Genomic DNA, 22847 nt, shown 5'->3' on the forward strand with positions numbered 1-22847 from the left:
ACGGAGCGTTTTATGAATCAAATCGTTTTCTCTTTCACTGTCTTTCTGGCAGGGATTCTCTCCTTTTTCTCTCCCTGTGTCTTTCCTTTGCTCCCGGTCTACATCGGCGTTTTGCTAGGAAGTGATCAGGAAAAATCCGTTCAGATTTTTGGGAAAAAGATACGCTGGCATGGCATCGTTAAGACCTTGTGTTTTATCGCAGGTATTTCTGTTATTTTCCTTATCATAGGTTTCGGAGCTGGCTTATTGGGGCAGGTTATGTATACCAACTGGTTCCGCTACGTGATGGGAGCGCTGATCATTATCCTTGGTCTTCATCAGATGGAAGTCTTTCATTTTCATTTCCTTGAGAAGCAAAAATCAGTAGATTTTGGAGCCAACAAACAGAAGAATGAGTTGTTTTCAGCCTTTCTTCTTGGTCTTGGCTTTAGTTTTGGTTGGACGCCTTGCATTGGCCCTGTATTAGGATCGGTTCTTGCATTAGCAGCATCCAATGGACAAGATGCCCTCGTGGGTGCTCTCTATCTCTTTATCTATACATTAGGGATGGCCATCCCATTCTTGCTCTTAGCACTGGCATCAGGCCTTGTATTGCCTTATTTCAATCGTCTCAAACCCCATCTCTTGTTGCTGAAGAAAATCGGTGGAGCCATCATCATTATTATGGGAATTCTATTACTCTTGGGACAATTAAATAGCTTGTCTTCAATCTTTTCATAAATCAAATGGAGGTATTATACCTATGAAATTTATCAAATATACGTGTTTTTCAATCCTCTCAATCGCTTTACTGTCTGCTTGTTCGATGGAGCAATCAAGTGAGAGTGGTATGAACAATATGAGCAATCAAACCATGACCAACACAACCTCAAGTAAACATCCCTTAGTAGGAAAAGAAGCAAGTGACTTCGAACTAAAAGACATGAAGGGGAACACAGTTAAGCTTTCAGATTATAAAGGAAAAAAGGTTTATTTGAAATTCTGGGCTACCTGGTGTGGTCCTTGTCGTCAAAGCATGCCTGAACTTAATAAATTGGTTGAAGAAAAGGATAGAGATTTTGAGATTCTCACGGTTATGGCACCGGGAATGCAAGGGGAAAAAACAGAAGAAGAGTTCGTCGAATGGTTTGCCCAACAAGATTATCCATCAGTGCCCGTCTTGTATAATCCAGATGGCTCTGCCTTTGCGAACTATCAAGTACGTTCTATTCCTACAGAAGTCTTTATAGACAGTCATGGGAAAATTGGACATGTCCAATTAGGGGCTATTTCAAACGACGATGCTAAGAAGATTATCAAAGACTTACAATAAAAAAATGAAGCACGAAGCTTCATTTTTTTATTAGTTGCTTGCACCAGAAGTTGCATCGGCATCTCCGTGCCCTCCGTCACCATGTCCTCCAGCATCAGAAGCACCAGAAGTTGCATCTGCACTACCGTGTCCACCAGCAGGAGCAAATGGACCGCTACCACCTACAAGGCGTTGGCCGGTTGTTTGCAGGTACCAGTCCAACCATGGTTTGAAGTTGAAGACAATCTCATTGATACCAGCGTATGAACCATCTTCATAGTACATAGCTTGGTAGTTGTGAGTGTTGATCACGCCTTCAGGAGATCCTGGAACAATGGTCCGAACGTATTCTTGATTTCCATTGCGAAGGGTACCAATGACCCATTCCACGTTTTTCATACGTGCTGGTGGTAGGGAGCCATGAACGGTTGACATCCGGCTACCAGATTGAGGTGGCACGCGTTTAGCAAACATGGTATCTGGATCTTGATGAGCATTGTTGTAGTAAAGGAATTGGTTGTTATCATCGGCATAGGTCAACTCAAATGGCATGGCCTTCAAGAACATATTAATTTGGTCAACGGTTAGGATACCGTGGTCGAGTTTGACATAAGTATCGCCAGAAACAGCCCCTGTGATTTCAGCTACTTTTTCTACCCAATCTGGATCGTCAGGATCGACTTCAGTAACAGTTGTAGCGATTGGATGATTACAATCCAAGTCTTCTGGTTCAATTGGTTTTGGTTTTTTCAATTTAGATACAACCTCAACGTATTTCATAAAATTATCCAAGCAGGTTTCAAGGAATTTGACGGTTCCCTCGTTAATGATATTGCCGTCTTCGTCAAAAGCTTCTTTTGCTTTTCCAAGAAGGAATTCATTTCCTGGAAGGGTATAAGCATTGACACCTGGGGCATCGAGGATCTTACGGAGGTGAACTTGCGCACGTGAAGTCCCTTGATCATAGTAAGAAGCACCGACGATCATAACCGGTTTGTTTTCAAATGGATGCACCTCGAAAGAGAGCCATTCAAGAACAGACTTGAGAGCAGCGGAGATCGTATGGTTGTGCTCTGGAGTGGCAATGATAACACCATCTGCACGAGTGATTTTGTTATATAAAAGACGCAATTGGAAACTTTCGTCCCATTTTTCATCTTGGTTAAACATTGGAACTTCGTCGATTTCAAGAACCTCCAATTCAAATTTGATTTTAAATTGGCGGCGAATGAATTCCAAAAGTTTACGGTTATATGATTGATCGTAGTTCGATCCTACAAGTCCAACAAATTTCATTCTTTTCTGTCTCCTATCTTACAAGTTTTCCCAGTCAAATTCTTCAGCATCTTTGCGAAGCAATTCTTGGGCGTTGCGCAATTTGTCTGTGATTTTCACAAACACACGGAAATCATCAAAGATGGCATCTAATTTTTGAATGACATCTAAATCCACCAAGTCTCCATTTTGATCAAAGGCTTGCAATGAATGAGAGAGCAAGAATTCATCCGGCAAAACAGTCGCTTTAATTTCTGGAGCATTTAAGATTTGGCGAAGTTGGAGTTGGGCGCGTGAAGATCCCAACGTACCGTACGAAGCCCCAGTAATCATGACTGGTTTATTCAACAATGGGAAGACTCCGTATGAGAGCCAAGCGAGTGCACTCATCAAGACCGCTGGAATAGAGTGGTCGTATTCTGGAGTCCCAATAATGACTCCATCAGCCTCCTCAATTTTTGCAACAATATCCAAGACAGCTTCAGGCACTTGTTTGTCGGCTGGTTTGTTAAAGACAGGGATATCTTTAATTTCAACCAATTCGATCTCAGACTTGTCAGCAAAATGTTTTTGCATGTATTGAAGCAGTTGACGGTTTGTAGAACGTTTGGAGTTAGTCCCCACAATCGCAATAAGTTTTATCATGGAAAATTCCTTTCTGATAGGAGAATTATAAATAAGATTGAAGCCCACTTGTATAGGCGATCTTGCCTGATTGAGAAACCAATAAGGTATCTATACCAGGAAGTGATTCAACAGTGTTGAGGATAGAAGCAGGAGATTCCCCGAACAAGCGGGTAGTCCATATCTCCCCGTCTACGGATCGATCAGATATGATGGTGATACTGGCTAAGTCTGTCTCGACCGGATAGCCCGTCGCGCTATCAAAGATGTGGTGAAACGACTGGCCGTCAACTTCTAAATGACGCTCGTAGATGCCAGAGGTGACAATAGATTTATCCTTGACAGAGAGGACCAGTAGGTGCTGACCTCTTTTTTCGACTGGATTTTGAATGCCAATCCGCCAAGGCTGTTGTTTGATGGGGTGTTGACCGACAGTAAGGATATTTCCTCCAAGATCGATCAAGGCATCTGTTACTCCCTGACTCTTTAAAAAGGTTGCAATACAGTCTGCACTATAGCCCTTGGCCAAGGCTCCTAAATCAATCTTCATTCCAGGACGCGTCAGAAAGACCGTATGATGTTCTGGGTCGAGCTGGATTTGGTGAGGATCGATCATGGTCAGAGCTTGATCAATTTCCCCTTGCTGGGGACGTCTAGCATCTGAAAATCCAATTCGCCAGGTCTGTACAAGAGGACCAATGGCGATGTTTAAATGGCTGTTCTGAGCTTGACTATGCAAGGTTCCTAATGCAATCAGTTCAAAAAGATCTGGATGTACTTGGACAGGAGCAATACCAGCTTGGTGATTGACTTCCATGAGTTCAGAACTTGCATCATTAGCACTGAAGCGATGTTCGTAGGAGCGAAGAAGTTCAAAGCAGCGGGCTAAGAGTTCATTCGCTTGTGGGTGACAGATCGAAACAGTGATGGTCGTTCCCATCAACCGTTCGGATCGACTACTTAGGTCCACTAAAAATCTATCCTTTCCTATTTTCACTTACTTACAGTATATCAAAAAGATATCGTTTTCACAATCCTTTCAAGCATATTGTTTGACATTTTTTGAAACATGTGAAATGTGATTTTCTGGAAAATTGAAAAAAAGATCACAAATTCTGAGCAAAATAATTGTAACCGATATCATTTTTATGATATACTCAAGAAGTAAATTAAATTAAAGGTAGGATTTATTCTATGAGTAAAATCGTTGTTGTAGGGGCTAACCATGCCGGAACAGCTTGTATCAACACTATGTTAGATAATTTCGGAAATGAAAATGAAATTGTAGTTTTTGACCAAAACTCAAACATTTCATTCCTTGGATGTGGGATGGCGCTTTGGATCGGTGAGCAAATCGATGGTCCTGAAGGTCTTTTCTACTCTGACAAAGAAAAATTGGAAGCAAAAGGTGCAAAAGTCTACATGAACTCTCCTGTTCTTTCAATTGACTATGACAACAAAGTGGTTACAGCGGAAGTTGATGGAAAAGAACACAAAGAATCTTACGAAAAATTGATCTTTGCGACTGGATCAACACCAATTATTCCCCCAATTAAAGGAGTTGAAATCGTTCCTGGTAACCGCGAATTCAAAGCAACTCTCGAAAATCTTCAATTTGTTAAATTGTACCAAAACGCTGAAGAAGTGATCGAAAAATTGAAAGACAACAGCAAACACTTGAACCGTATCGCCGTCGTTGGTGGTGGTTACATAGGTGTTGAACTTGCTGAAGCTTTCGAACGTCTTGGTAAAGATGTTGTCTTGGTGGATATCGTGGACACTGTTTTGAATGGTTACTACGACAAAGACTTCACTGACATCATGGCGAAAAACTTGGAAGACCACAACATCCGTTTGGCACTTGGACAAACGGTTCAAGCGGTTGAAGGAGACGGTAAGGTAGAACGCCTTGTAACCGATAAAGAAACCTTCGATGTAGATATGGTTATCTTGGCTGTTGGTTTCCGTCCTAATACAGCTCTTGCTGATGGTAAGATCGAACTCTTCCGCAATGGTGCCTTCCTTGTTGATAAGAAACAAGAAACGTCACTTCCAGGTGTATACGCAGTTGGAGACTGTGCAACTATCTTTGATAACGCTCGTAACGAAATGAGCTACATCGCTCTTGCATCTAATGCAGTTCGTTCAGGTATTGTTGGTGCCTACAATGCGACTGGTCATGAATTGGAAGGAATCGGTGTTCAAGGTTCTAACGGTATCTCTATCTATGGCCTTCACATGGTTTCAACTGGTTTGACTCTTGAAAAAGCGAAAGCTGCAGGTTTCAATGCCACTGAAACTGGCTTCAACGACCTTCAAAAACCTGAATTTATCAAACACGATAACTACGAAGTTGGTATCAAGATCGTCTATGATAAAGACACTCGTCAAATCCTTGGAGCTCAAATGGTATCCCGTGATAGCGCCATTTCAATGGCTATCCACATGTTCTCACTTGCGATTCAAGAACACGTGACGATTGATAAGTTGGCCTTGACTGACTTATTCTTCTTGCCACACTTCAACAAACCATACAACTACATTACAATGGCAGCTTTAACTGCTGAATAATGAATAATTGAAAAACAAAGCTAGCGGTGCTAGTTTTGTTTTTTTCTGCTTTTCCATGTATTCAGAGGCAGTGAAATAAGGTATAATGAATAGGATAAGAGTTTGAAGGAGTTAGGGAATGTCTGCTAAAGAAGAAGCCTTAAAAAAGGAATTTCATTTTGCCTCTAGTTCAATTGTGGCCCATATTGTCAGAGGTGTTCTGGTTGGGATCGTTGTGGGCTGCATCGTCTCGAGTTTTCGTTTTTTGATCGAACATATTTTTCATTTTGTTCAAGGCGTTTACAAGGAGATGTCTGGTCAACCATTTTATTTGCTGGCGATGCTGTTGGGTTATGGGGTGATCGTACTGATTGCTGGTCGCCTCATTCGCACCAATCGGGATATCAAGGGATCAGGAATTCCGCAAGTCGAAGCGGAGCTTAAGGGCCTCTTGGCGGTGAGCTGGTGGGATACCCTGTGGAAGAAGTATATTCTAGGTGTTTTGGCCATCGGAAGTGGCTTGATGCTTGGTCGTGAAGGTCCTAGTATTCAATTAGGGGCAATGGGTGGAAAAGGAGTGGCCCATCATTTGAAGGTTAGCCCAGTTGAGGAGCGGTCTTTGATTGCAAGTGGGGCTGCCGCTGGTCTTGCGGCTGCCTTTAATGCACCTATAGCGGGGCTCCTATTTGTGGTTGAAGAGGTCTACCATCATTTTTCACGCTTCTTTTGGATTTCAACCTTGGCTGCTAGTTTGACGGCTAATTTTATTTCACTCAATGTCTTTGGTCAAACACCAGTGCTTCATATGCCACAAAATATTCCACCGCTCCATCTGTCTCAGTACTGGATTTATCTTTTTCTTGGAGTCTTTTTAGGGGCAGCGGGTTATGTCTACGAAATAGTGGTTCTCAATATCGGCCGACTCTATCGCTTACTTGAGAAAATTTTCCATGTTCCTTCTCATTATTCTTCTTTATTTGCCTTTGCCTTGATTCTTCCAATCGGCTATTTTCTGCCTCAAATTCTTGGTGGTGGAAACCAATTGGTCTTGGATTTAGCTCGAGTACCGTATCCAGTGCTGACCATCCTTCTTTATTTTGCGATCCGTTTCATCTGGAGTATGTTGAGCTATGGTAGTGGCTTACCAGGTGGCATCTTCCTGCCTATACTAGCATTAGGATCACTTTTAGGGGCCATCGTTGGAACCTTCCTCCAAAACATTGGCTTTATCTCTCAAAATCAATTACCTCTTTTCATCATTTTAGGAATGAGTGGGTATTTTGGGGCTATTTCAAAAGCGCCATTAACAGCTATGATCTTGGTAACAGAGATGGTCGGTGATATTCGCAGTTTAATGCCCCTAGGTATGGTGACCTTGCTGGCTTATATGATCATGGATCTCTTCCATGGAGCGCCAGTCTATGAAGCCATGCTCGAGCAATTGTTGCCGGATAAGGCGCAAGAAGAAGGAGAGTTGACTTTAATTGAGATCCCTGTATCAGAAAAGATCGCAGGAAAGCAAGTCCATGAACTGCACCTCCCTCAAGATATCTTGATCTCCACGCAAATGCGAAGTGGTAAGAGCTATACGGTCAATGGTGCAACCCGCTTGTATCTAGGGGATAGTATCTTTGTGGTGGTTAAAGAATCTGAAATCGGACGGGTCAAAGATATTCTTTTGTAAAAGACTGATTCTCAGAAAAGTTTTTCTATTATTAAATTTTCAGACAATTATTGAAAAATGAGAAAATATCTGGTAAAATAAGGGCAAGAACAGATGAGGAGAAGTCTTTCATGAAAAAATATAGTCTACTCTTATTGAGTGTTGCTCTTTTAGCAGGGTGTGCAAATACTACTAGCAAACAGTCCAGTCAAAAGACGCAAACTAGCTCAACGGTGCAGTTGTCAAAGGCTGACCAGAAGACCTTGGACAATGCGACGGCTGAATACAAAGATTTTGTCGAAATGCAAATTGACCAATTGCTCAAGGATACAGAAGGATTCCGTGCTACCCTAAAAGAAGGAAATTTGGAAGAAGCCAAAAAGCAATACCCCTTAATCCGCATGGCCTATGAACGATCTGAGCCGATTGCTGAAACCTTTGGAGAATCGGATGTCAAAATCGACTACCGCTTGGTGGATTATGTAGATGAAAATAAATCAGAAGATGGCTGGTCAGGTTTCCACCGGATTGAGCGTATCCTTTGGGAAAACAATACTACAGATGGAACAGACAAATACGCTGACCAACTGGTGAACGATATCAAGGAGTTGAAAGCTAAAATTGCTACAGTAGAAGTCACACCGGATATCATGTTGACCGGAGCTGTCGATCTGCTCAATGAAGTGGCAACGCAAAAGATTACGGGTGAAGAAGAAGTCTTCTCTCATACAGATCTTTACGACTTCTGCGCTAATATTGAAGGGGCTGAAAAGATCTTCTCTCTCTTTAAACCCTTGATTGAGAAAAAAGATGCTAAATTGGTTAAAACCTTGGAAGCAGAATTCAAAAATGTCAATGCTCTATTGGACAAACACATGACAGATGATTCAAACTATAAGTCTTACACAGATTTATCCAAGGAAGATACCAAGGAATTGGCAGAAGCTGTGACCAAACTTGGCGAACCTTTGTCTCAAATGGGTGTGATTTTAGATGGGAAATAAGAAACATGGCTGACGAAAAATTTTTAGATAAAAAAATGGACCGTCGTGAATTTCTTAAAAAAGCAGGTATTGGAGGGGCTGGTCTAGCGCTGGGTCTCTCTGGTGCATCTGCTTTTTTCGCTAATCAAGACAGTTCCAGCAAAAAAGCTTATGATGGGGATGAAGACATCTCCTTTTATGGCAAGCACCAAGCAGGGATTACAACGCCCATGCAGAAGGCTTGCTACTTGGTTGTATTAGATCTTCACACGACGGACAAAAAAGAAGTCATCCAGCTCTTTAAAGACTGGACTGATTATAGTAGTAAATTAGTCGAAGGAGAGTTGGTCAAAAAAGATGGGGCCAATGCCCTTTTGCCACCAACAGATACAGGTGAAACAGTAGGGCTCAACCCCTATCGCTTGAGCTTGACTTTTGGGGCTTCGGCTTCCTTTCTAAAGAAACTGGGCTTGGAGGCCAAACGTCCGAAACTCTTTCGTGATTTGCCTCCATTTCCAAAGGAGCAGTTGCAGGACAAATATACAGGTGGTGATATCGTCATTCAGGCCTGTGCGGATGATGAGCAAGTAGCCTTTCATGCGGTGCGAAATCTGATTCGTAAGGGTCGCAATACCATTACCATGAAGTGGAGCAAATCAGGATTTGCAGCTATTGGTGACCGAAAAGAAACACCCCGCAACCTCTTTGGTTTCAAGGATGGAACGGCAAATGTCACGACTGAAAAAGACTTTGACAAGGTCGTCTGGACTGACAGCAAGGACTGGATGAAGGGTGGTTCCTATATGGCTCTTCGCCTAGTGCAAATGCACTTGGAAACTTGGGACCGAACCAATTTGCAGGAGCAGGAAAATACCTTTGGTCGCTACAAGGAGTCCGGTGCTCCCTTTGGTAAAACCAACGAATTTGATGAAGTAGATTTATCTAAACTACCAGTAGATTCACATGTCCGTTTGGCCAAAGAAGTCGATCGACCGATTTTACGTCGGTCATATTCCTATTCGGATGGCATCAATGAACAGACTGGGCAATTTGATGCTGGCCTGATCTTTATCGCCTTTCAAAAGGATCCGAACAGCTTTGTTAAAATCCAAACCAACTTGGGTGCGGTAGATAAAATGAACGAGTACATCACCCATATCGGAAGTGGACTCTTTGCTTGCTTTGCAGGCGTTGAGAAAGGAGGTTATCTTGGTCAAGCACTCTTTGAATAAATTCTTGATCTTGTTCGGCCTTCTTGCCTTGTTCTGGACTCATCCAGTGGCTGCGGAGTCTTATAGCGATCTCTTTATCAAGATCACAGATGCAACAACCGCTGTAGAAAATAAGGACCAGAAAAAGACCAAGGAATTGATCTCTGAGATTCAGGCTGATTTTGAATCCAAAGACCACCATGATTCCAAGGCAGGGAAAAAAGTTAGCCAAGCCCTGACTATAAAAGGGGAGGTAACCAAAGACGATCTCACCAAGATCTCATCAGCCTTGCTCGCTTTTGAAAAAGAGCAAAATCCGGTCGATTTAGAGGCGGAAAAAGACAAACTCGTGAGTCGCCTCGCTCCTTATTTTAAGAACCTACAAGATGCCATTACAGCTAAGGATCTGGATAAAACTCGTCAAACCTATGCAGATCTTAATAACACCTGGACGCGAAACGAAGCGGTAGTCAGAGATCACAGCACAGCCTACTATGGCAAAATCGAGACGGCTATTTCGCTCTTACGCAGTAGCATTGAAACAGAGCCTACCGATTTTACCAACATCCAGTCCTCTTATGACGACCTCAAAAATGGGATTGATGCCTTTGTAAAAGGAGAAGCCATTAGCAGTGCCAGTACGGATTTGACGTTGAACGATGGAATCAAGCTTTTGGAGAAGGCGCAAAGCCAATTCCAATCCGGCGACGATAAGTCTGCTGCAGCGACTATGAAGCAGTTCATCACGATCTGGCCAACTATCGAAGGGGATGTCAGCACGACCAATCCCACTCTCTACACGCGCGTAGAGAGCGAATCCCCGGTCATTATGGTCAAGGGGAAAGAAAAGGCCTATCAAGAGAAATTACAAGCCTTGATCAGGGACCTTTCTGCGATCGATACGACAGCTTCTTACAACGCTTTTGATGCCATGTTGATTCTTCTGCGTGAAGGAGTAGAAGCCCTTCTGATCGTTATGGCGCTTGTAACGACCCTTAAGGCTGCTAAGATGAGGAGAGGCCTCAAATGGGTCTACGGTGGAGCCATTGCTGGTGTTCTTGCCAGTGCAGCGATCGCTCTTGTTTTGCAAGTAGCTTTTCCAGCCGTTACTTCGGGGTCTAACCGGGAAATCATTGAAGGTGGCGTTGGCATTTTCGCTGTAGTCATGATGATTCTCATCGGAATTTGGCTCCACAGAAAGTCCTCTGTCAAACAGTGGAATGCCTTTATGGACCGTCAAATGAAGACCGTGACGGCTACAGGAAGCTTTGTCTCTATGTTTGCTCTCAGTTTCTTAGCAGTCTTTCGTGAAGGAGCTGAGACCATTCTCTTTTATGTTGGAATTATTCCGCGGATTACAACCGCGAATTTCTTACTGGGAATCGGGCTTGCCATAGCCGTTCTCATCATCATTGCAGTGGCCATGACCAAGGCTAGTCAAGCTATTCAACCTCATCGAATCTTTTTCATTCTGACTTGGTTGATTTACGCCTTGGCCTTCAAGATGCTCGGTGTCAGCATCCACGCCTTGCAGTTGACCAATATCCTACCTAGCCATTTGGTCAATGGACTTCCAACCATCGATTGGGCGGGCATCTATCCAAGCTGGGAAGTTCTTCTTCCTCAGTTAATGTTTCTGGCTCTGATCGCCCTCATCACGGTGAGACAACATGGCAAAGAGTAGAGCAGATGAAATGACCATTGTTGAGCACTTGGTCGAATTTCGAAAACGATTGATCGCAGTGGTCTTGTGTTATATTGTCGTCTTTCTGGTGGCTTTTATATTTGGAGGAGAGCTCTACCAAGCCTTGACGGCTAGCCTCCATCAAAAACTGCTGGTACTGGGACCGAATGATATCCTCTGGATCTATGTATCGCTGGCTAATCTCACAGCTTTTAGCCTGACCTTGCCCTTTATTGTCTACCAGATTTGGCAATTTGTAAGGCCGGCTCTGAAGGAGAAGGAGGCGCGTGCAGTCTTTGCTTACATCCCAGCTAGCTTTATTTGCTTTGTACTGGGGCTTGCATTTGGATATTTCTTTGTCAGTCCAGCTATTTTAGAGGTCTTGATGCGCTTGGGAGAAGGGTTGTTTGATACCCAATTAACGGCACAAAATTATTTAACCTTCTTATGGCACACCACCTTGCCTTTAGGGGTCTTGTTCGAGTTACCAGTTTTGGTCGCTTTTCTGACCTCGATTGGATTTTTGACACCACAGTTTTTAATAATCTACCGACGATACGCTTACTTTGTCCTGCTGGTCTTAGCCGTCGTGCTAACCCCTGCAGACTTTATCAGTGACTTGGCTATGACACTCCCTTTGATCCTCTTATTTGAAGTGAGTATCGTCATCAGTAAAGTCATCTATTCAAGAAAAAGGAGAAACTAATGGGAATTTTACGTGATATTGGAGCACCGGGTTTGATCATCATCATCCTGGGCGCCCTCTTGATTTTTGGACCAAAACGCCTGCCTGAGTTGGGCCAGTCCATCGGCAAAATGTTTGCTGAATTTAAGACTGCTGTCAATAAAGGCAGTGAAGAAGCTGATCAAGACACCAAAGAAGCTAAAGAAGAAAAAGAATAATCAGACAATTTTCAAAATTCTATTGAGTTCGATTGCATAAAAAGGTATAATAAGACAAGTACTTGCAATCGACGAAGGAGGAAACCATGATTATTACGATTTTGTCACTCATTTTCTATTTCAGCTATATCGGATTCTTATGCTGGTTGGTCGTAAAAATTGTCGAAAAATTGTTCAATTTCTTGTTGAACCGTTAATAAAGAAACAATCCATTTCACCTACGAGTGAGTGGATTTTTTTCTTATTCATTCAGATAGAGACCCTGTGGTCTCTTTTTGCTTATCAAATTTCCCTAGCTAGTGACTAACTTGAACTTCAAACTGTATTTCGGTATGATAGTAGGTAATAGATTTACGGTTTGTTTGTGGGGCTCTGACTGAGCAATATGCAAAGGCTGTAGATAAGAAGGAGAAGGAATGAAGTATACCTATAAATCGCTTCTTTGTTTAGGAGATTATAAAGAAGATACCTTTTATATCGATTTATCTACTGGCGACTTGAAAAAGTCAGTTGCTCATAAGGCATCTACATCCAAAATATTTTTGTCATCTATCATTGGTTACCATGTTCTAGGATTGGGTCTATTTAAAAGTGTTGAATCTAACGTGGTCCTAAGTATTGTTCTCTTGCTTGTTTCCTTTGTTCTTTCAATCATTGCTGCGATTGTGTTTAATAAACGGCTATATAAGAATACAGAATTTGAAAAGGTTGAATTGACAAAAGATGAGTACGCAGGATTTCAGCAGCAAGTAAAAAAACATAACAAAACCATCGTTTTACTCACCATTTTATTTATTGTTATATTTTCTGTCTCAATGTTTCTATATCTTTCAACTCCTAGTATCTTCTTGTTACTAGTGATGGACTATGTAATTTTTTCTTCTTATCTATTTTATACGAATGGATTTTTTACAAAAAGGTTTCATTTTGAAAAATATATCAATACGGATTACATGAAGTAGCAAGGATGGCTTTTGTTTGAAAAACTAATCAAATAGGGGAGAAGATGAAGAAGATTATTGAAAATAAACATCTTTGTAATATTTTATTCAGAGCATTGGTCTTTCATGGTAATGTACTCTATCATTAAAGAATATTCATCTAATCGAAAGGTTGTTTTCATGGTTCGTAAACAAAAAATTAAAGGTCGTGTCTACAATATCTCCTTAAATGACCAGACGTTTCAAAAAGGATGGTATTTGATTGTGACAGACCAACCTCAAGAATACTTAGTGCAAAGAAATTGGAGTCTGTCTACTAAGAAATCCTTTGCCATTTATCAAACAAACTATTCATTTATCAAACATACACATAACCAAAACGTGAGAAGTAGGAAAGGTCTATCATACCTTGGAGCAACTATTGTGATAGCTGCACTTATTCGTTTACTTACTCCGTATCAATTTTGGCTAGGACCTACTATTAAAGCGACAAACTATTTTCAAGGTATGGTACATTTACTATCTTTGGCTCTTGCGGTGACCTTCTCATTTATGCTTGTTGCTGTGTTTAGAAAAATGAAATTAAAAGCCTTTCTTAAAGGAAAAAAGGCGGATTTAAAGTATATTGGTAGAGTTAAAACACTGAAACCATTAAAACTAACGAAAGAAGGAGTGGATTTTTGGTAATGAAGAAACGAATTTTTCAAAAAGGCTTGGGTTATGGATTGTTATTCCTTGTCTTCATTTTTCCAATATTCTTATTTGCTTATTTTGTCCAATTGAGGCTATTCTTAATTGTACCGATTGTGCTTTATCTGGTTCTATTTTTCAATGGTGTTCTCGTGAGTGATCATGATCGGATGATCGAATTTGAAATTTCAAGCGAAATAAGAAAACAAGATGAATAGAAGATAAAGGTAGTTAATATGCCAGTTTATGGAGGGATAGTATGCGTAAAGAATTTCTCGTTTATCAAAACAAAGTATATTCTAATTTTGTGAATTATATAAATGGATATATTCTTCTATCAAAAGATCCAACAATGCTGGAAGAAGGCTACATTCCCTATAGTTCCTATGTATGTGATGCTGGAGAAGGCGTATACGGGAAGTTTTTGTCTTATAGTGAGGTTAGTCAGAGGTATTCGGTTTATGATCGTGTCCTATATAAAGGTCAGGAATTTGCAATGGCTGGTCACAAGCGTGGAGATGATGATTTTACAGCACCTGATTCCTATGTGCGAATATTGGTTTCTGATAAAGAATTTTTAAATGAAAACAATATAGCAGATGGTGCATCATTGATGGATGATAAGTACGGTCATTTTACGTATGCATCAGGAAAAATCCCTATTAGTGAAGTAACGATTCTACGTCGGAGAAAGGATTTGCCAGTAGACCGAAGGAGAAAAATATGAAAACAATTTATGTAAGTCAAAAAGATATGTTGGAAATTTGTCAAGATGGTGATAAGTATTTCTTGCGTTATCCAACTTTTAATATTACCTGCCCAGAAGTGATTAGAGAAATTCCCAAAGAAGCTGCTGATAGTTACATGTCGGGAGAACATGCTGGCAAAGAGTTGATGACTTATGCGCAATATGGTTTTTGGAAATCTAAAAAACAATATACACAAGAAGAGTCGAATAAAATTTTTATACAAAATAATCCTGACTTAATTTTCAATGATTTATCTTATAACCAAAAAATATTTTCTCCTGAGGAATTTACCCAAATCGTCACCCAAGCCATTGTTTCAGAACTGGAACCTAGCGAACTTGATGCAATTGGTATAGTTGATAATCATTTAGAGCTTCTTCTAGTGGATCCAGTTGGCTGGCAGGAAGAGATAGAAGCAGTCCATTTGGAAATTCTGCAAGAAAAAATTAACAAATACATTCACTTCCTCGAAAGCAAGCAGTATGTGGAACGATATGGTGATAATTTTGACAAAAAAGTCATCCATATCACATTCCAGTACTCTCCATCTGATAACGGTTTGGCCTTTCTTGCAGCGGTTCAGAAAGTATTGCAACCCACAGATATGAGTTTGAAGATAGAATTACCGGTATAGAATAGGCTTACAATATTTATGATTCTTGTAGTATAAGGTAAAGAGTGACGATGAAAAGAGATACTATTTTTATTGAAGAGAAAATTAATGAACTAATTCAAATTAATAAATCATCCATAGATGAGTGGACTGAAGAATTGGAAAAATTAAAGCAAGGTGTCAATCCATACAAGCGCCCGATAGAAAAAGTTACCAGATCAATACAGCTTGATAACTCTGTTTGCCAAAAAGAAAATATGATAGCCACCTACACTGCAGGATATTCTATTGAGAGATTCAAAGAAGAGTACCTTAAATATGTCGATAGCCTTCTCCCTATTTGGTATAGTAATTCAGGATATGATGCAATGCTCTGGGCTCTTTCCATTGGTATTATGTTAGAGGTTGATGAAACGACTTTTGATAAATTGGTAGATTTGGTAAGGAAAGATGATCCAGAGGACTATTTGATCGATTACCTTATCCAGTCTCGTCATCCAGAGTGGACAATTCGGATAAACTATAATTTTCCAAGACCTTATGGCTTTACCCGAAAGATTATAGAGGAAGAAAATTCTGAAAAGGCTGTATCTCTCTTGAAAGAATACTTGACTAAAAAATGGTATCAGGGATGTAGAGATGAAGGCTGGTATGATTTGCATAAGCGCAACATTGATAATTATTATGGCTACTGGTCCTTTGAGTCGGGGGCTCTCTGCAAGCTTAAGGGCTTGGATTATAAGGAATTAGAAGGACTTTCATATTTTCCTTATGATTTGGTTGCGGAAGGAACGCTATAAAATAAACTTTAAGGTTGAAGAATGATGGAAGAAAAGATTTTAACAAAAGAAGAAGTGCTTCAAAATGGTGTTTGTTTTGAAGAAGAGCTTGATTGGGGTGGATGGTATTGTGAGCAGATTGTTTGTGAGAATGAATCTGGCGAAGAAATTCCATTTACAGGTTTAGCTTATGATTTATACCCAGATGGTAAATTAGAGTATTATGGTTATATTAAAGATGGGTTCCGTCATGGAATGAATGTATTGTTTTATCCTAATGGAAATATTGAAAGCATCAATCCTCAAGATTGCGGTGCAGCTGATGGGCTTCAAAAGAAATACTATGCAAACGGCGCATTAAAATCACAGACATATTGTGTTCTAGGGGCAAGGGTAACTTACATTGAGTACGATGAGGCTGGCCACATTATCGATGAAAAATTAGAACCGACTGAGGCAGATTTTGAGAGAGCAAAGAAGTGGGGTGTTGATTTATCAAAACGAGACATGAATTTGAAGTAGAACAAAATCGTTTGAGATCTCAGATTGATTTAACAAATCGTTTCATACCTTCTGATATCCAGTATGTGGCAGGAGTGGACCTTGCTTATTGGAAAGAAGGAGATAAGGAATATGGTGTTGCATGTATCGTTGTCATCGACCGTAAAACTATGGAAGTGTTGGAGGAAGTGAGTTACTCTGACGAAATCCATGTTCCTTATCTTCCTAGTTATTTAGCTTTTCGAGAGTTACCTTTGATTTTAGAGGCAGTAAAACTTTTAGGTGTTATACCAGATTTGTATATGTTTGATGGAAATGGATATTTGCATCCGCGCAATATGGGGATAGCGACACACGCTTCTTTCTACTTAAATAAGCCGACGATTGGCGTCGCTAAAAACTATTACCATATTGACGGGGCACAATATACTGACCCGGAAAATCGTGAGGGAGCTTATACAAATATTGTAAAAGACGGTGAAATTTATGGGGCAAGTTTTACGGACTCATCAAGATGTCAAACCAATCTATATTTCTTGTGGAAATTGGATTGATCTGGAAACGACTCGGGAATTTGTTTTAGAATTTGTTACAAAAGATAGCCGTTTGCCAATCACAACACGATTCGCTGATATCATGACACATCGGGAAAGAAATAAGAGAAAAAATTGAAATCAGATTGGAGAAAATATGATCGAACCTAAGTACGGGGAAAATATTGTTGTTCTTTTTAAACATGAAAATAAATATACCTGGTATGTTTCGGATTTAGAATTCTGGTATATTGATTATGAGGTAGCACGCTATTCGCTTGATACTCTTTATGATGAGCGAAAACGTTCTTCAAAACTGACCCATGAAACACTGCCATATTTTTTAGAAGATATGGAAGCATACAAATATGATCGAAATGAGCTAGGAGAAGCATTTGCTAAATCGTATCAGGAAGATAGATTGAACGCAGTTTATGATTTTAAACCTTCCTTGTTTATTGATATGGATCAGATGGAACTGTACTCACAGTACGCAGAATACGTATCATTTGAAGAATATGTTTCAGAACCATGGAAAGGTCAATATAAATCATTTTGGGATAAGATTCCAGAAGAAGAAAAATTCTGGTTGACTAGTTGCACCGATGTATATGGCGAAGATTGATTACAATTGAAGAACAGAGAGAGGATAAATATAGTAGTAGATAGAAGGAGGGGCAACTGATGAGAAGGAAATGGGTAAAAATCATTGCTATTTCAATTTTAATCCTATCCGGTAGTTACTTTGTCTACCATAAAATAACAAAACCAAATCTTGGCCCTAAAACAACCAAACTCTATCAGCATGGCTTTCGTTTGCTAGAAGAGCAAATTGGAACCTACATCAAAGAACACTATACTGGGATTGAGAAGATTGAATTTTCCCCAATCTACGTTACTGAGGAAGGGTCAACATTCTCAAGTGTCTATATTCGTCCAACTATTTATGATAAGCATGGAAATAAAGCCACTCTTGGTACTAAAGTTAAAAATGTAATTCCAAGTGAAATTGGTATCGTCTCATATATAATAGTTGATTTTTATGGAGATGGAAGTGAATCTATAGAATTAATGGACTCAAATGGGAAATTTATTGATGTCTCCAATAAACAACACTTACCTAATGAAGTTAAACTGACTAATCAGGAGCTTATAGATGAAAATATTGAATTATTGGTTGAAGATGGTCAGTTAAAAGATGTTGTTAAGGATGATAAGGGGAGTCCTGATGCAGAAATCGTTTATAATACGGAACTCCATAAAGGAGGAGCAGAATGAAGAAGAAGTTCTTTAGGCTTGCCTTAGTTCTTGCTATTTTGTTTGCTGCAAGTATGTTGTATCTTAACAAAAAGATGCAAGAGCAGAAAGATCCATACAACGTGAGTACTGTGTTAGACGACAAAGGAGTGAAACTTTACAAACGAGGATTTCGTTTGTTGGAAGAACAACTGGCAACTTACATTAAAGAGCATTACTCTGGTGTTAGTAAAATTGAGTTTTCGCCAATTTTTGTGCAAGGTGGGGATGGGCAGATTATGTTCGATGCTAATATCGTTACCGTAATTTATGACAATCATGGGAATAAGGCTTATTTAGGGCAGAAGGTTGGTAAGCATGGATATGCAAGCTACGGTCTTTTAGGAGATCTACGGTTAGATTTTAATGGTTTTGATGAGGAAGTGATTGAAATTGATGTAGATGGTAAATTTCTTGACATAACGAATTACAAAAGCTTACCTCCAAAAGCTAAATTAACAATTAACCCCTCAATGGATGAAAATATTGTAGCGCTTGTCAATACTGGTCACCTAAAAGGTGTGGTTAAAAGTGAAAAAGGCAGTCTAAAAGCAGAAGTTGCCTATAATACAGAAATTAGGAAAGGAAATGAGTGGGAATGGCGCTAACCAATGAAATAGAATGAAAAAGAAAGGACAAAACACATGCAGTATTATTTTATTGGTGGCCTCGGTAGCAATAGCTACCATCTGGCTCCACTTATTGATGAGCTAGGCTTTCCTGTGACCTTTCTAGATCCCTATAGGGAAATGATTCAGACAGAAAACGATCTTCGTGATTGGTTCCAAGGTCGGGTTGGCCAGGTGGGAGAAATCTGTTTATTGGGTCATTCCTTAGGTGGAGATTTGGCTCGTTATCTGGCTAGTGAGTTTCCTCAGATTCAGGCTTTGATTCTCCTGGATGGGGGGTATCTGGATATGGAAAAGATCCTGCCTCTTGAAGAAGAACTAGAAGGAACGGCGTCTTTCATGAAGCAGCAAGTTTTTGCGACTTTAGAAGAGGCTGTGTTATCAGAACTTGGTGATGGAGCAGATCCTACTCCTATAGCGCGAAAAGCAGTAGAGGCTAGCTATCGTTGGAATCCAGTGAGTGAACAATATGAATTAAATCTGGATCTCGAAAAGGTCATGGCCTTATTGCGTCTACGGCGTCAGATCAAAGCTAACCAGATTTCAGTTGCAGACAAGCCTGTCCTATTTATCGGGCCTCGATACCAAGAAGAGCCTGAATGGAGAAAAGAAGCTCTGAAGCAACTAGATCCCCAGATCGAGCAAGTCTTGCTAGATGGTTTGGGGCACGAACTGTATACAGAGGCGCCTGAAATTGTAGCTAGAGAAGTGAACAATTGGCTCCAAAATGTTCATAAATAAAACCTGTTTCTCTTTTTGAAACGGGTTTTTGTCTTGTAATTTCCGAACGTTATTTCCTATAAAATCATTCCCATTGCATTAGGTCCGTATCTTTGGTATAATCTATCAAGGAAACGTCAAGAGACGTAGCGATGCGCTTGCGCATAGGTAGGTCAGTTTTTAGAAAAGAGATTTTTCAATCTATGTTAAATGAATTTCCTATTTTCGACTATGAAGATATTCAGTTGATTCCCAACAAATGTATCATCAATAGCCGGTCAGAAGCAGATACAACCGTCCAATTTGGAAAGCATACCTTCAAGCTTCCAGTCGTTCCGGCTAATATGCAGACGATCTTGGATGAGAGTGTAGCAGAGCAGTTGGCGCGTGGTGGGTATTTCTATATCATGCACCGGTTTGATGAAGCAGGTCGGATTCCTTTTGTCAAACGCATGCATGATCAAGGTTTGATCGCTTCCATTTCGGTTGGTGTTAAGGAATACGAATACGACTTTGTGAGTCAATTAAAGGCAGATGCGCCTGAGTACATCACTATTGATATCGCACACGGTCATGCGGATAGTGTCATTCGGATGATTCAACACATCAAGAAAGAATTGCCAGATACCTTTGTCATTGCTGGAAATGTTGGAACTCCTGAAGCTGTTCGTGAATTGGAAAATGCGGGAGCTGATGCGACTAAGGTCGGAATCGGCCCTGGTAAGGTTTGTATCACCAAAGTTAAGACTGGATTTGGTACAGGTGGTTGGCAATTGGCTGCTCTTCGCTGGTGCTCAAAAGCAGCTCGTAAGCCAATCATTGCGGACGGTGGTATTCGGACTCATGGTGATATTGCCAAATCGATTCGTTTCGGGGCGTCTATGGTCATGATCGGTTCTCTCTTTGCAGGACATATCGAAAGTCCTGGTAAAACAGTAGAGATTGATGGAGAGTCTTTTAAAGAGTACTATGGATCTGCTTCAGAGTACCAAAAAGGCGCTTATAAGAACGTCGAAGGTAAGAAGATTTTATTACCTGCCAAGGGTCATTTGCAAGACACCTTAACGGAAATGGAACAAGATTTGCAAAGTTCGATCTCGTATGCAGGAGGCCGAAAATTAGCAGATTTGAAACATGTTGACTATGTGATCGTTAAGAATTCCATATGGAATGGCGATGCACACTAATTGAATTACTTATTTATTTCACGAATAGGCGTGATGTTTCTACAAGGTGCCGGAACACCTAACAATAAGTAAGTCGTGATTATTTCTCTTTCTAGAGAGATTTCAAGGCTTGCTTAGCAGGCCTTTTTGTGTTTTGTGAATGAAGTAGAGGATTTTTTAAAAAAGTAGGAGGAAGTATGAAATTACTTGAAGAGCGCATCTTAAAAGATGGCAATGTTTTAGGTGAGAATATCCTCAAGGTGGATTCCTTTTTAACCCACCAAGTGGATTTCAAACTCATGAAAGAAATTGGTCAGACTTTTGCGGATCGGTTTAAAGATGCTGGTGTGACCAAAGTCGTGACCATTGAAGCATCTGGGATTGCACCAGCCCTTTATGTAGCTGAAGCCTTGGATGTTCCCATGATCTTTGCTAAGAAGGCGAAAAACATCACGATGAATGAGGGCATCTTGACGGCTGAGGTTTATTCCTTTACCAAGCAAGTCACCAGCACCGTTTCGATTGCGGGTAAATTTTTGGATCCATCAGATAAGGTTTTGATCATTGACGATTTCCTTGCAAATGGTCAAGCAGCCAAAGGCTTGATTCAAATCATTGAACAAGCCGGGGCTCAAGTCGAAGCGATTGGGATCGTGATTGAAAAATCCTTCCAAGATGGACGGGGATTGTTAGAAGAGTTGGGATATCCAGTTGTATCCCTCGCACGTTTGGACCGTTTTGAAAATGGTCAGGTTGTATTTAAGGAGGCAGACATCTAATGCAAAAACAAGAAAGCCATTCACAGGCGGCCATTCTAGGCTTGCAACACCTTTTGGCCATGTATTCGGGATCTATTTTGGTGCCGATCATGATCGCAGGAGCTTTGGGCTATAATGCTCATCAACTAACCTACCTCATCTCTACAGATATCTTCATGTGTGGGGTAGCAACTTTCCTTCAAGTGCAGCTCAATAAATACTTTGGGATCGGTCTTCCGGTAGTCCTTGGGGTTGCCTTCCAGTCTGTAGCGCCTCTCAGCATGATCGGGGCTAGCCATGGTAGTGGTGCTATGTTTGGTGCCTTGATTGTCTCAGGGATTTATGTCATCCTTGTCTCTGGTTTCTTCTCTAAGATTGCCAATCTCTTCCCATCAATTGTAACGGGATCCGTTATTACCACCATTGGTTTGACTTTGATTCCAGTAGCGATTGGAAATATGGGAAATAATGCGCCAAAACCAACCGTTCAAAGCTTGATCTTGGCTGTGGTGACTATTCTCATCATTTTAGTTGTTAATATCTATACGACTGGTTTTATTAAATCTATTTCAATTTTGATTGGTTTGATCGCAGGTACTGCCATTGCGGCTTCTATGGGCTTGGTTGACTTCACACCTGTGGCTCAAGCACCAGTCGTTCACGTTCCAACACCTTTCTTCTTTGGAGCTCCTAAGTTTGAAATCACCTCAATCGTCATGATGTGTATTATCGCGACGGTTTCCATGGTTGAATCAACAGGTGTCTATCTTGCTCTTTCTGATATTACCAAAGATCCAATTACTAGCACGCGCCTTCGCAATGGTTACCGTGCTGAAGGGTTGGCCGTTCTTCTCGGTGGTATCTTCAACACCTTCCCTTACACTGGATTCTCACAAAACGTTGGCTTGGTGAAATTGTCTGGTATCAAGACTCGTCTTCCAATCTACTATGCGGCTGGTTTCCTTGTTCTTCTTGGTCTCCTTCCTAAGTTTGGTGCTTTGGCACAAATCATTCCAAGCCCAGTCCTTGGGGGAGCGATGCTAGTCATGTTTGGTTTTGTATCGATTCAAGGGATGCAGATTCTTGCGCGTGTTGATTTTGAACACAATGAGCACAATTTCTTGATCGCTGCTGTATCGATTGCTGCAGGGGTTGGTTTGAACAACAGCACTCTCTTCAATGGCCTTCCAACAGGATTCCAAATGTTCTTTGCGAACGGAATTGTCGTTGCCAGTGTCTTGGCGATCGTTCTCAATGCTATTTTAAACCGCAATAAACACTAATCTCA

Annotated in this window: 28 protein-coding genes and 1 riboswitch; of the genes, 25 read left to right on the top strand and 3 right to left on the bottom strand. The window is 40.7% G+C overall.

Annotated elements, in window-relative coordinates; all coding sequences use genetic code 11:
• Positions 1-12: 12 nt before the first annotated feature.
• Positions 13-720, top strand: a complete 708-nt coding sequence (gene ccdA2, locus ACESR9_RS00490) for a thiol-disulfide oxidoreductase-associated membrane protein CcdA2 (RefSeq protein WP_049497920.1) — start codon at positions 13-15, stop codon at positions 718-720.
• 22 nt (positions 721-742) lie between these two features.
• Positions 743-1312, top strand: coding sequence for a TlpA family protein disulfide reductase (locus ACESR9_RS00495; RefSeq protein WP_373104890.1), 570 nt, complete (start codon positions 743-745; stop codon positions 1310-1312).
• A 30-nt stretch (positions 1313-1342) separates the two neighbouring features.
• Here ACESR9_RS00495 and ACESR9_RS00500 read toward each other — a convergent pair whose 3' ends face one another.
• The 3 genes from ACESR9_RS00500 to ACESR9_RS00510 are packed head-to-tail and all read right to left on the bottom strand — an operon-like array spanning position 1343 to position 4160.
• Positions 1343-2587, bottom strand: a complete 1245-nt coding sequence (locus ACESR9_RS00500) for an NAD(P)H-dependent oxidoreductase (protein WP_373104892.1) — start codon at positions 2585-2587, stop codon at positions 1343-1345.
• An 18-nt stretch (positions 2588-2605) separates the two neighbouring features.
• A complete protein-coding gene (locus ACESR9_RS00505) occupies positions 2606-3211 on the bottom strand; it encodes an NADPH-dependent FMN reductase (protein WP_373104894.1) in 606 nt (201 codons plus the stop codon).
• Positions 3212-3236: 25 nt separating this feature from the next.
• Positions 3237-4160, bottom strand: coding sequence for an FAD:protein FMN transferase (locus ACESR9_RS00510; RefSeq protein WP_373104896.1), 924 nt, complete (start codon positions 4158-4160; stop codon positions 3237-3239).
• A 224-nt stretch (positions 4161-4384) separates the two neighbouring features.
• Between ACESR9_RS00510 and nox the strand changes: the two genes are divergently transcribed.
• The 23 genes from nox to ACESR9_RS00625 all read left to right on the top strand — a co-directional run bounded on the left by nox (position 4385) and on the right by ACESR9_RS00625 (position 22842).
• Complete coding sequence (nox, locus tag ACESR9_RS00515) at positions 4385-5761, top strand: H2O-forming NADH oxidase (RefSeq protein ID WP_003001563.1); 1377 nt, start codon at positions 4385-4387, stop codon at positions 5759-5761.
• A gap of 118 nt (positions 5762-5879) precedes the next feature.
• On the top strand, positions 5880-7424 hold the full coding sequence (locus ACESR9_RS00520) for a ClC family H(+)/Cl(-) exchange transporter (protein ID WP_373104897.1): 1545 nt from the start codon (positions 5880-5882) through the stop codon (positions 7422-7424).
• A gap of 110 nt (positions 7425-7534) precedes the next feature.
• Positions 7535-8407, top strand: a complete 873-nt coding sequence (gene efeO, locus ACESR9_RS00525; protein ID WP_373104899.1) for an iron uptake system protein EfeO — start codon at positions 7535-7537, stop codon at positions 8405-8407.
• Between the two features lie 5 nt (positions 8408-8412).
• Complete coding sequence (gene efeB, locus ACESR9_RS00530; protein ID WP_373104901.1) at positions 8413-9618, top strand: iron uptake transporter deferrochelatase/peroxidase subunit; 1206 nt, start codon at positions 8413-8415, stop codon at positions 9616-9618.
• Positions 9596-11281, top strand: coding sequence for an FTR1 family iron permease (locus ACESR9_RS00535; protein ID WP_373104903.1), 1686 nt, complete (start codon positions 9596-9598; stop codon positions 11279-11281). Before efeB ends, ACESR9_RS00535 begins: the two co-directional genes overlap by 23 nt.
• Positions 11268-11987, top strand: coding sequence for a twin-arginine translocase subunit TatC (tatC, locus tag ACESR9_RS00540; protein ID WP_049522972.1), 720 nt, complete (start codon positions 11268-11270; stop codon positions 11985-11987). The genes ACESR9_RS00535 and tatC overlap by 14 nt, the downstream gene beginning before the upstream one ends.
• Positions 11987-12184 (top strand): Sec-independent protein translocase subunit TatA/TatB, encoded by a 198-nt coding sequence (locus ACESR9_RS00545; protein ID WP_003007243.1) that lies wholly within the window; start codon positions 11987-11989, stop codon positions 12182-12184. The genes tatC and ACESR9_RS00545 overlap by 1 nt, the downstream gene beginning before the upstream one ends.
• Before the next feature lie 416 nt (positions 12185-12600).
• Positions 12601-13146: a hypothetical protein gene (locus ACESR9_RS00550; RefSeq protein ID WP_373104906.1), complete on the top strand. Its 546-nt coding sequence runs from the start codon at positions 12601-12603 to the stop codon at positions 13144-13146.
• Positions 13147-13305: 159 nt separating this feature from the next.
• Positions 13306-13812, top strand: a complete 507-nt coding sequence (locus ACESR9_RS00555) for a hypothetical protein (protein ID WP_373104908.1) — start codon at positions 13306-13308, stop codon at positions 13810-13812.
• Positions 13812-14033 carry a hypothetical protein gene (locus tag ACESR9_RS00560; RefSeq protein WP_343093066.1) on the top strand — a complete coding sequence of 74 codons (222 nt, stop codon included), beginning with the start codon at positions 13812-13814 and terminating at the stop codon, positions 14031-14033. Before ACESR9_RS00555 ends, ACESR9_RS00560 begins: the two co-directional genes overlap by 1 nt.
• Positions 14034-14074: 41 nt before the next feature.
• Positions 14075-14542: a hypothetical protein gene (locus tag ACESR9_RS00565; RefSeq protein ID WP_343093067.1), complete on the top strand. Its 468-nt coding sequence runs from the start codon at positions 14075-14077 to the stop codon at positions 14540-14542.
• Positions 14539-15198 carry a DUF6572 domain-containing protein gene (locus ACESR9_RS00570; protein ID WP_373104910.1) on the top strand — a complete coding sequence of 220 codons (660 nt, stop codon included), beginning with the start codon at positions 14539-14541 and terminating at the stop codon, positions 15196-15198. Before ACESR9_RS00565 ends, ACESR9_RS00570 begins: the two co-directional genes overlap by 4 nt.
• Before the next feature lie 50 nt (positions 15199-15248).
• Positions 15249-15977, top strand: coding sequence for a PoNe immunity protein domain-containing protein (locus ACESR9_RS00575; RefSeq protein ID WP_373104912.1), 729 nt, complete (start codon positions 15249-15251; stop codon positions 15975-15977).
• Positions 15978-16001: 24 nt separating this feature from the next.
• Positions 16002-16478, top strand: a complete 477-nt coding sequence (locus ACESR9_RS00580) for a toxin-antitoxin system YwqK family antitoxin (RefSeq protein ID WP_373104914.1) — start codon at positions 16002-16004, stop codon at positions 16476-16478.
• A gap of 65 nt (positions 16479-16543) precedes the next feature.
• Entirely contained in the window at positions 16544-17011 is a 468-nt protein-coding gene (locus ACESR9_RS00585; protein WP_343093091.1) for an endonuclease V, read from the top strand.
• Complete coding sequence (locus tag ACESR9_RS00590; protein WP_343093071.1) at positions 16944-17129, top strand: endonuclease V; 186 nt, start codon at positions 16944-16946, stop codon at positions 17127-17129. The genes ACESR9_RS00585 and ACESR9_RS00590 overlap by 68 nt, the downstream gene beginning before the upstream one ends.
• 18 nt (positions 17130-17147) lie before the next feature.
• On the top strand, positions 17148-17615 hold the full coding sequence (locus ACESR9_RS00595; RefSeq protein WP_373104916.1) for a hypothetical protein: 468 nt from the start codon (positions 17148-17150) through the stop codon (positions 17613-17615).
• 59 nt (positions 17616-17674) lie between these two features.
• Positions 17675-18268, top strand: coding sequence for a hypothetical protein (locus tag ACESR9_RS00600; protein ID WP_343093073.1), 594 nt, complete (start codon positions 17675-17677; stop codon positions 18266-18268).
• Between the two features lie 53 nt (positions 18269-18321).
• Entirely contained in the window at positions 18322-18894 is a 573-nt protein-coding gene (locus tag ACESR9_RS00605) for a hypothetical protein (protein ID WP_343093092.1), read from the top strand.
• Between the two features lie 36 nt (positions 18895-18930).
• Positions 18931-19656: an alpha/beta fold hydrolase gene (locus ACESR9_RS00610; RefSeq protein WP_070586192.1), complete on the top strand. Its 726-nt coding sequence runs from the start codon at positions 18931-18933 to the stop codon at positions 19654-19656.
• Positions 19657-19838: 182 nt separating this feature from the next.
• Positions 19839-20822 (top strand): GMP reductase, encoded by a 984-nt coding sequence (gene guaC, locus ACESR9_RS00615; protein WP_037599307.1) that lies wholly within the window; start codon positions 19839-19841, stop codon positions 20820-20822.
• A riboswitch (purine riboswitch) is annotated at positions 20812-20907 on the top strand. (Overlaps the previous gene by 11 nt.)
• 91 nt (positions 20908-20998) lie before the next feature.
• Positions 20999-21580: a xanthine phosphoribosyltransferase gene (locus ACESR9_RS00620; protein WP_003001484.1), complete on the top strand. Its 582-nt coding sequence runs from the start codon at positions 20999-21001 to the stop codon at positions 21578-21580.
• Positions 21580-22842, top strand: coding sequence for a nucleobase:cation symporter-2 family protein (locus ACESR9_RS00625; RefSeq protein WP_373104920.1), 1263 nt, complete (start codon positions 21580-21582; stop codon positions 22840-22842). The genes ACESR9_RS00620 and ACESR9_RS00625 overlap by 1 nt, the downstream gene beginning before the upstream one ends.
• Positions 22843-22847: the final 5 nt, after the last annotated feature.

This window comes from Streptococcus parasanguinis, from assembly GCF_964238605.1.
Taxonomy (GTDB): domain Bacteria; phylum Bacillota; class Bacilli; order Lactobacillales; family Streptococcaceae; genus Streptococcus; species Streptococcus parasanguinis_AJ.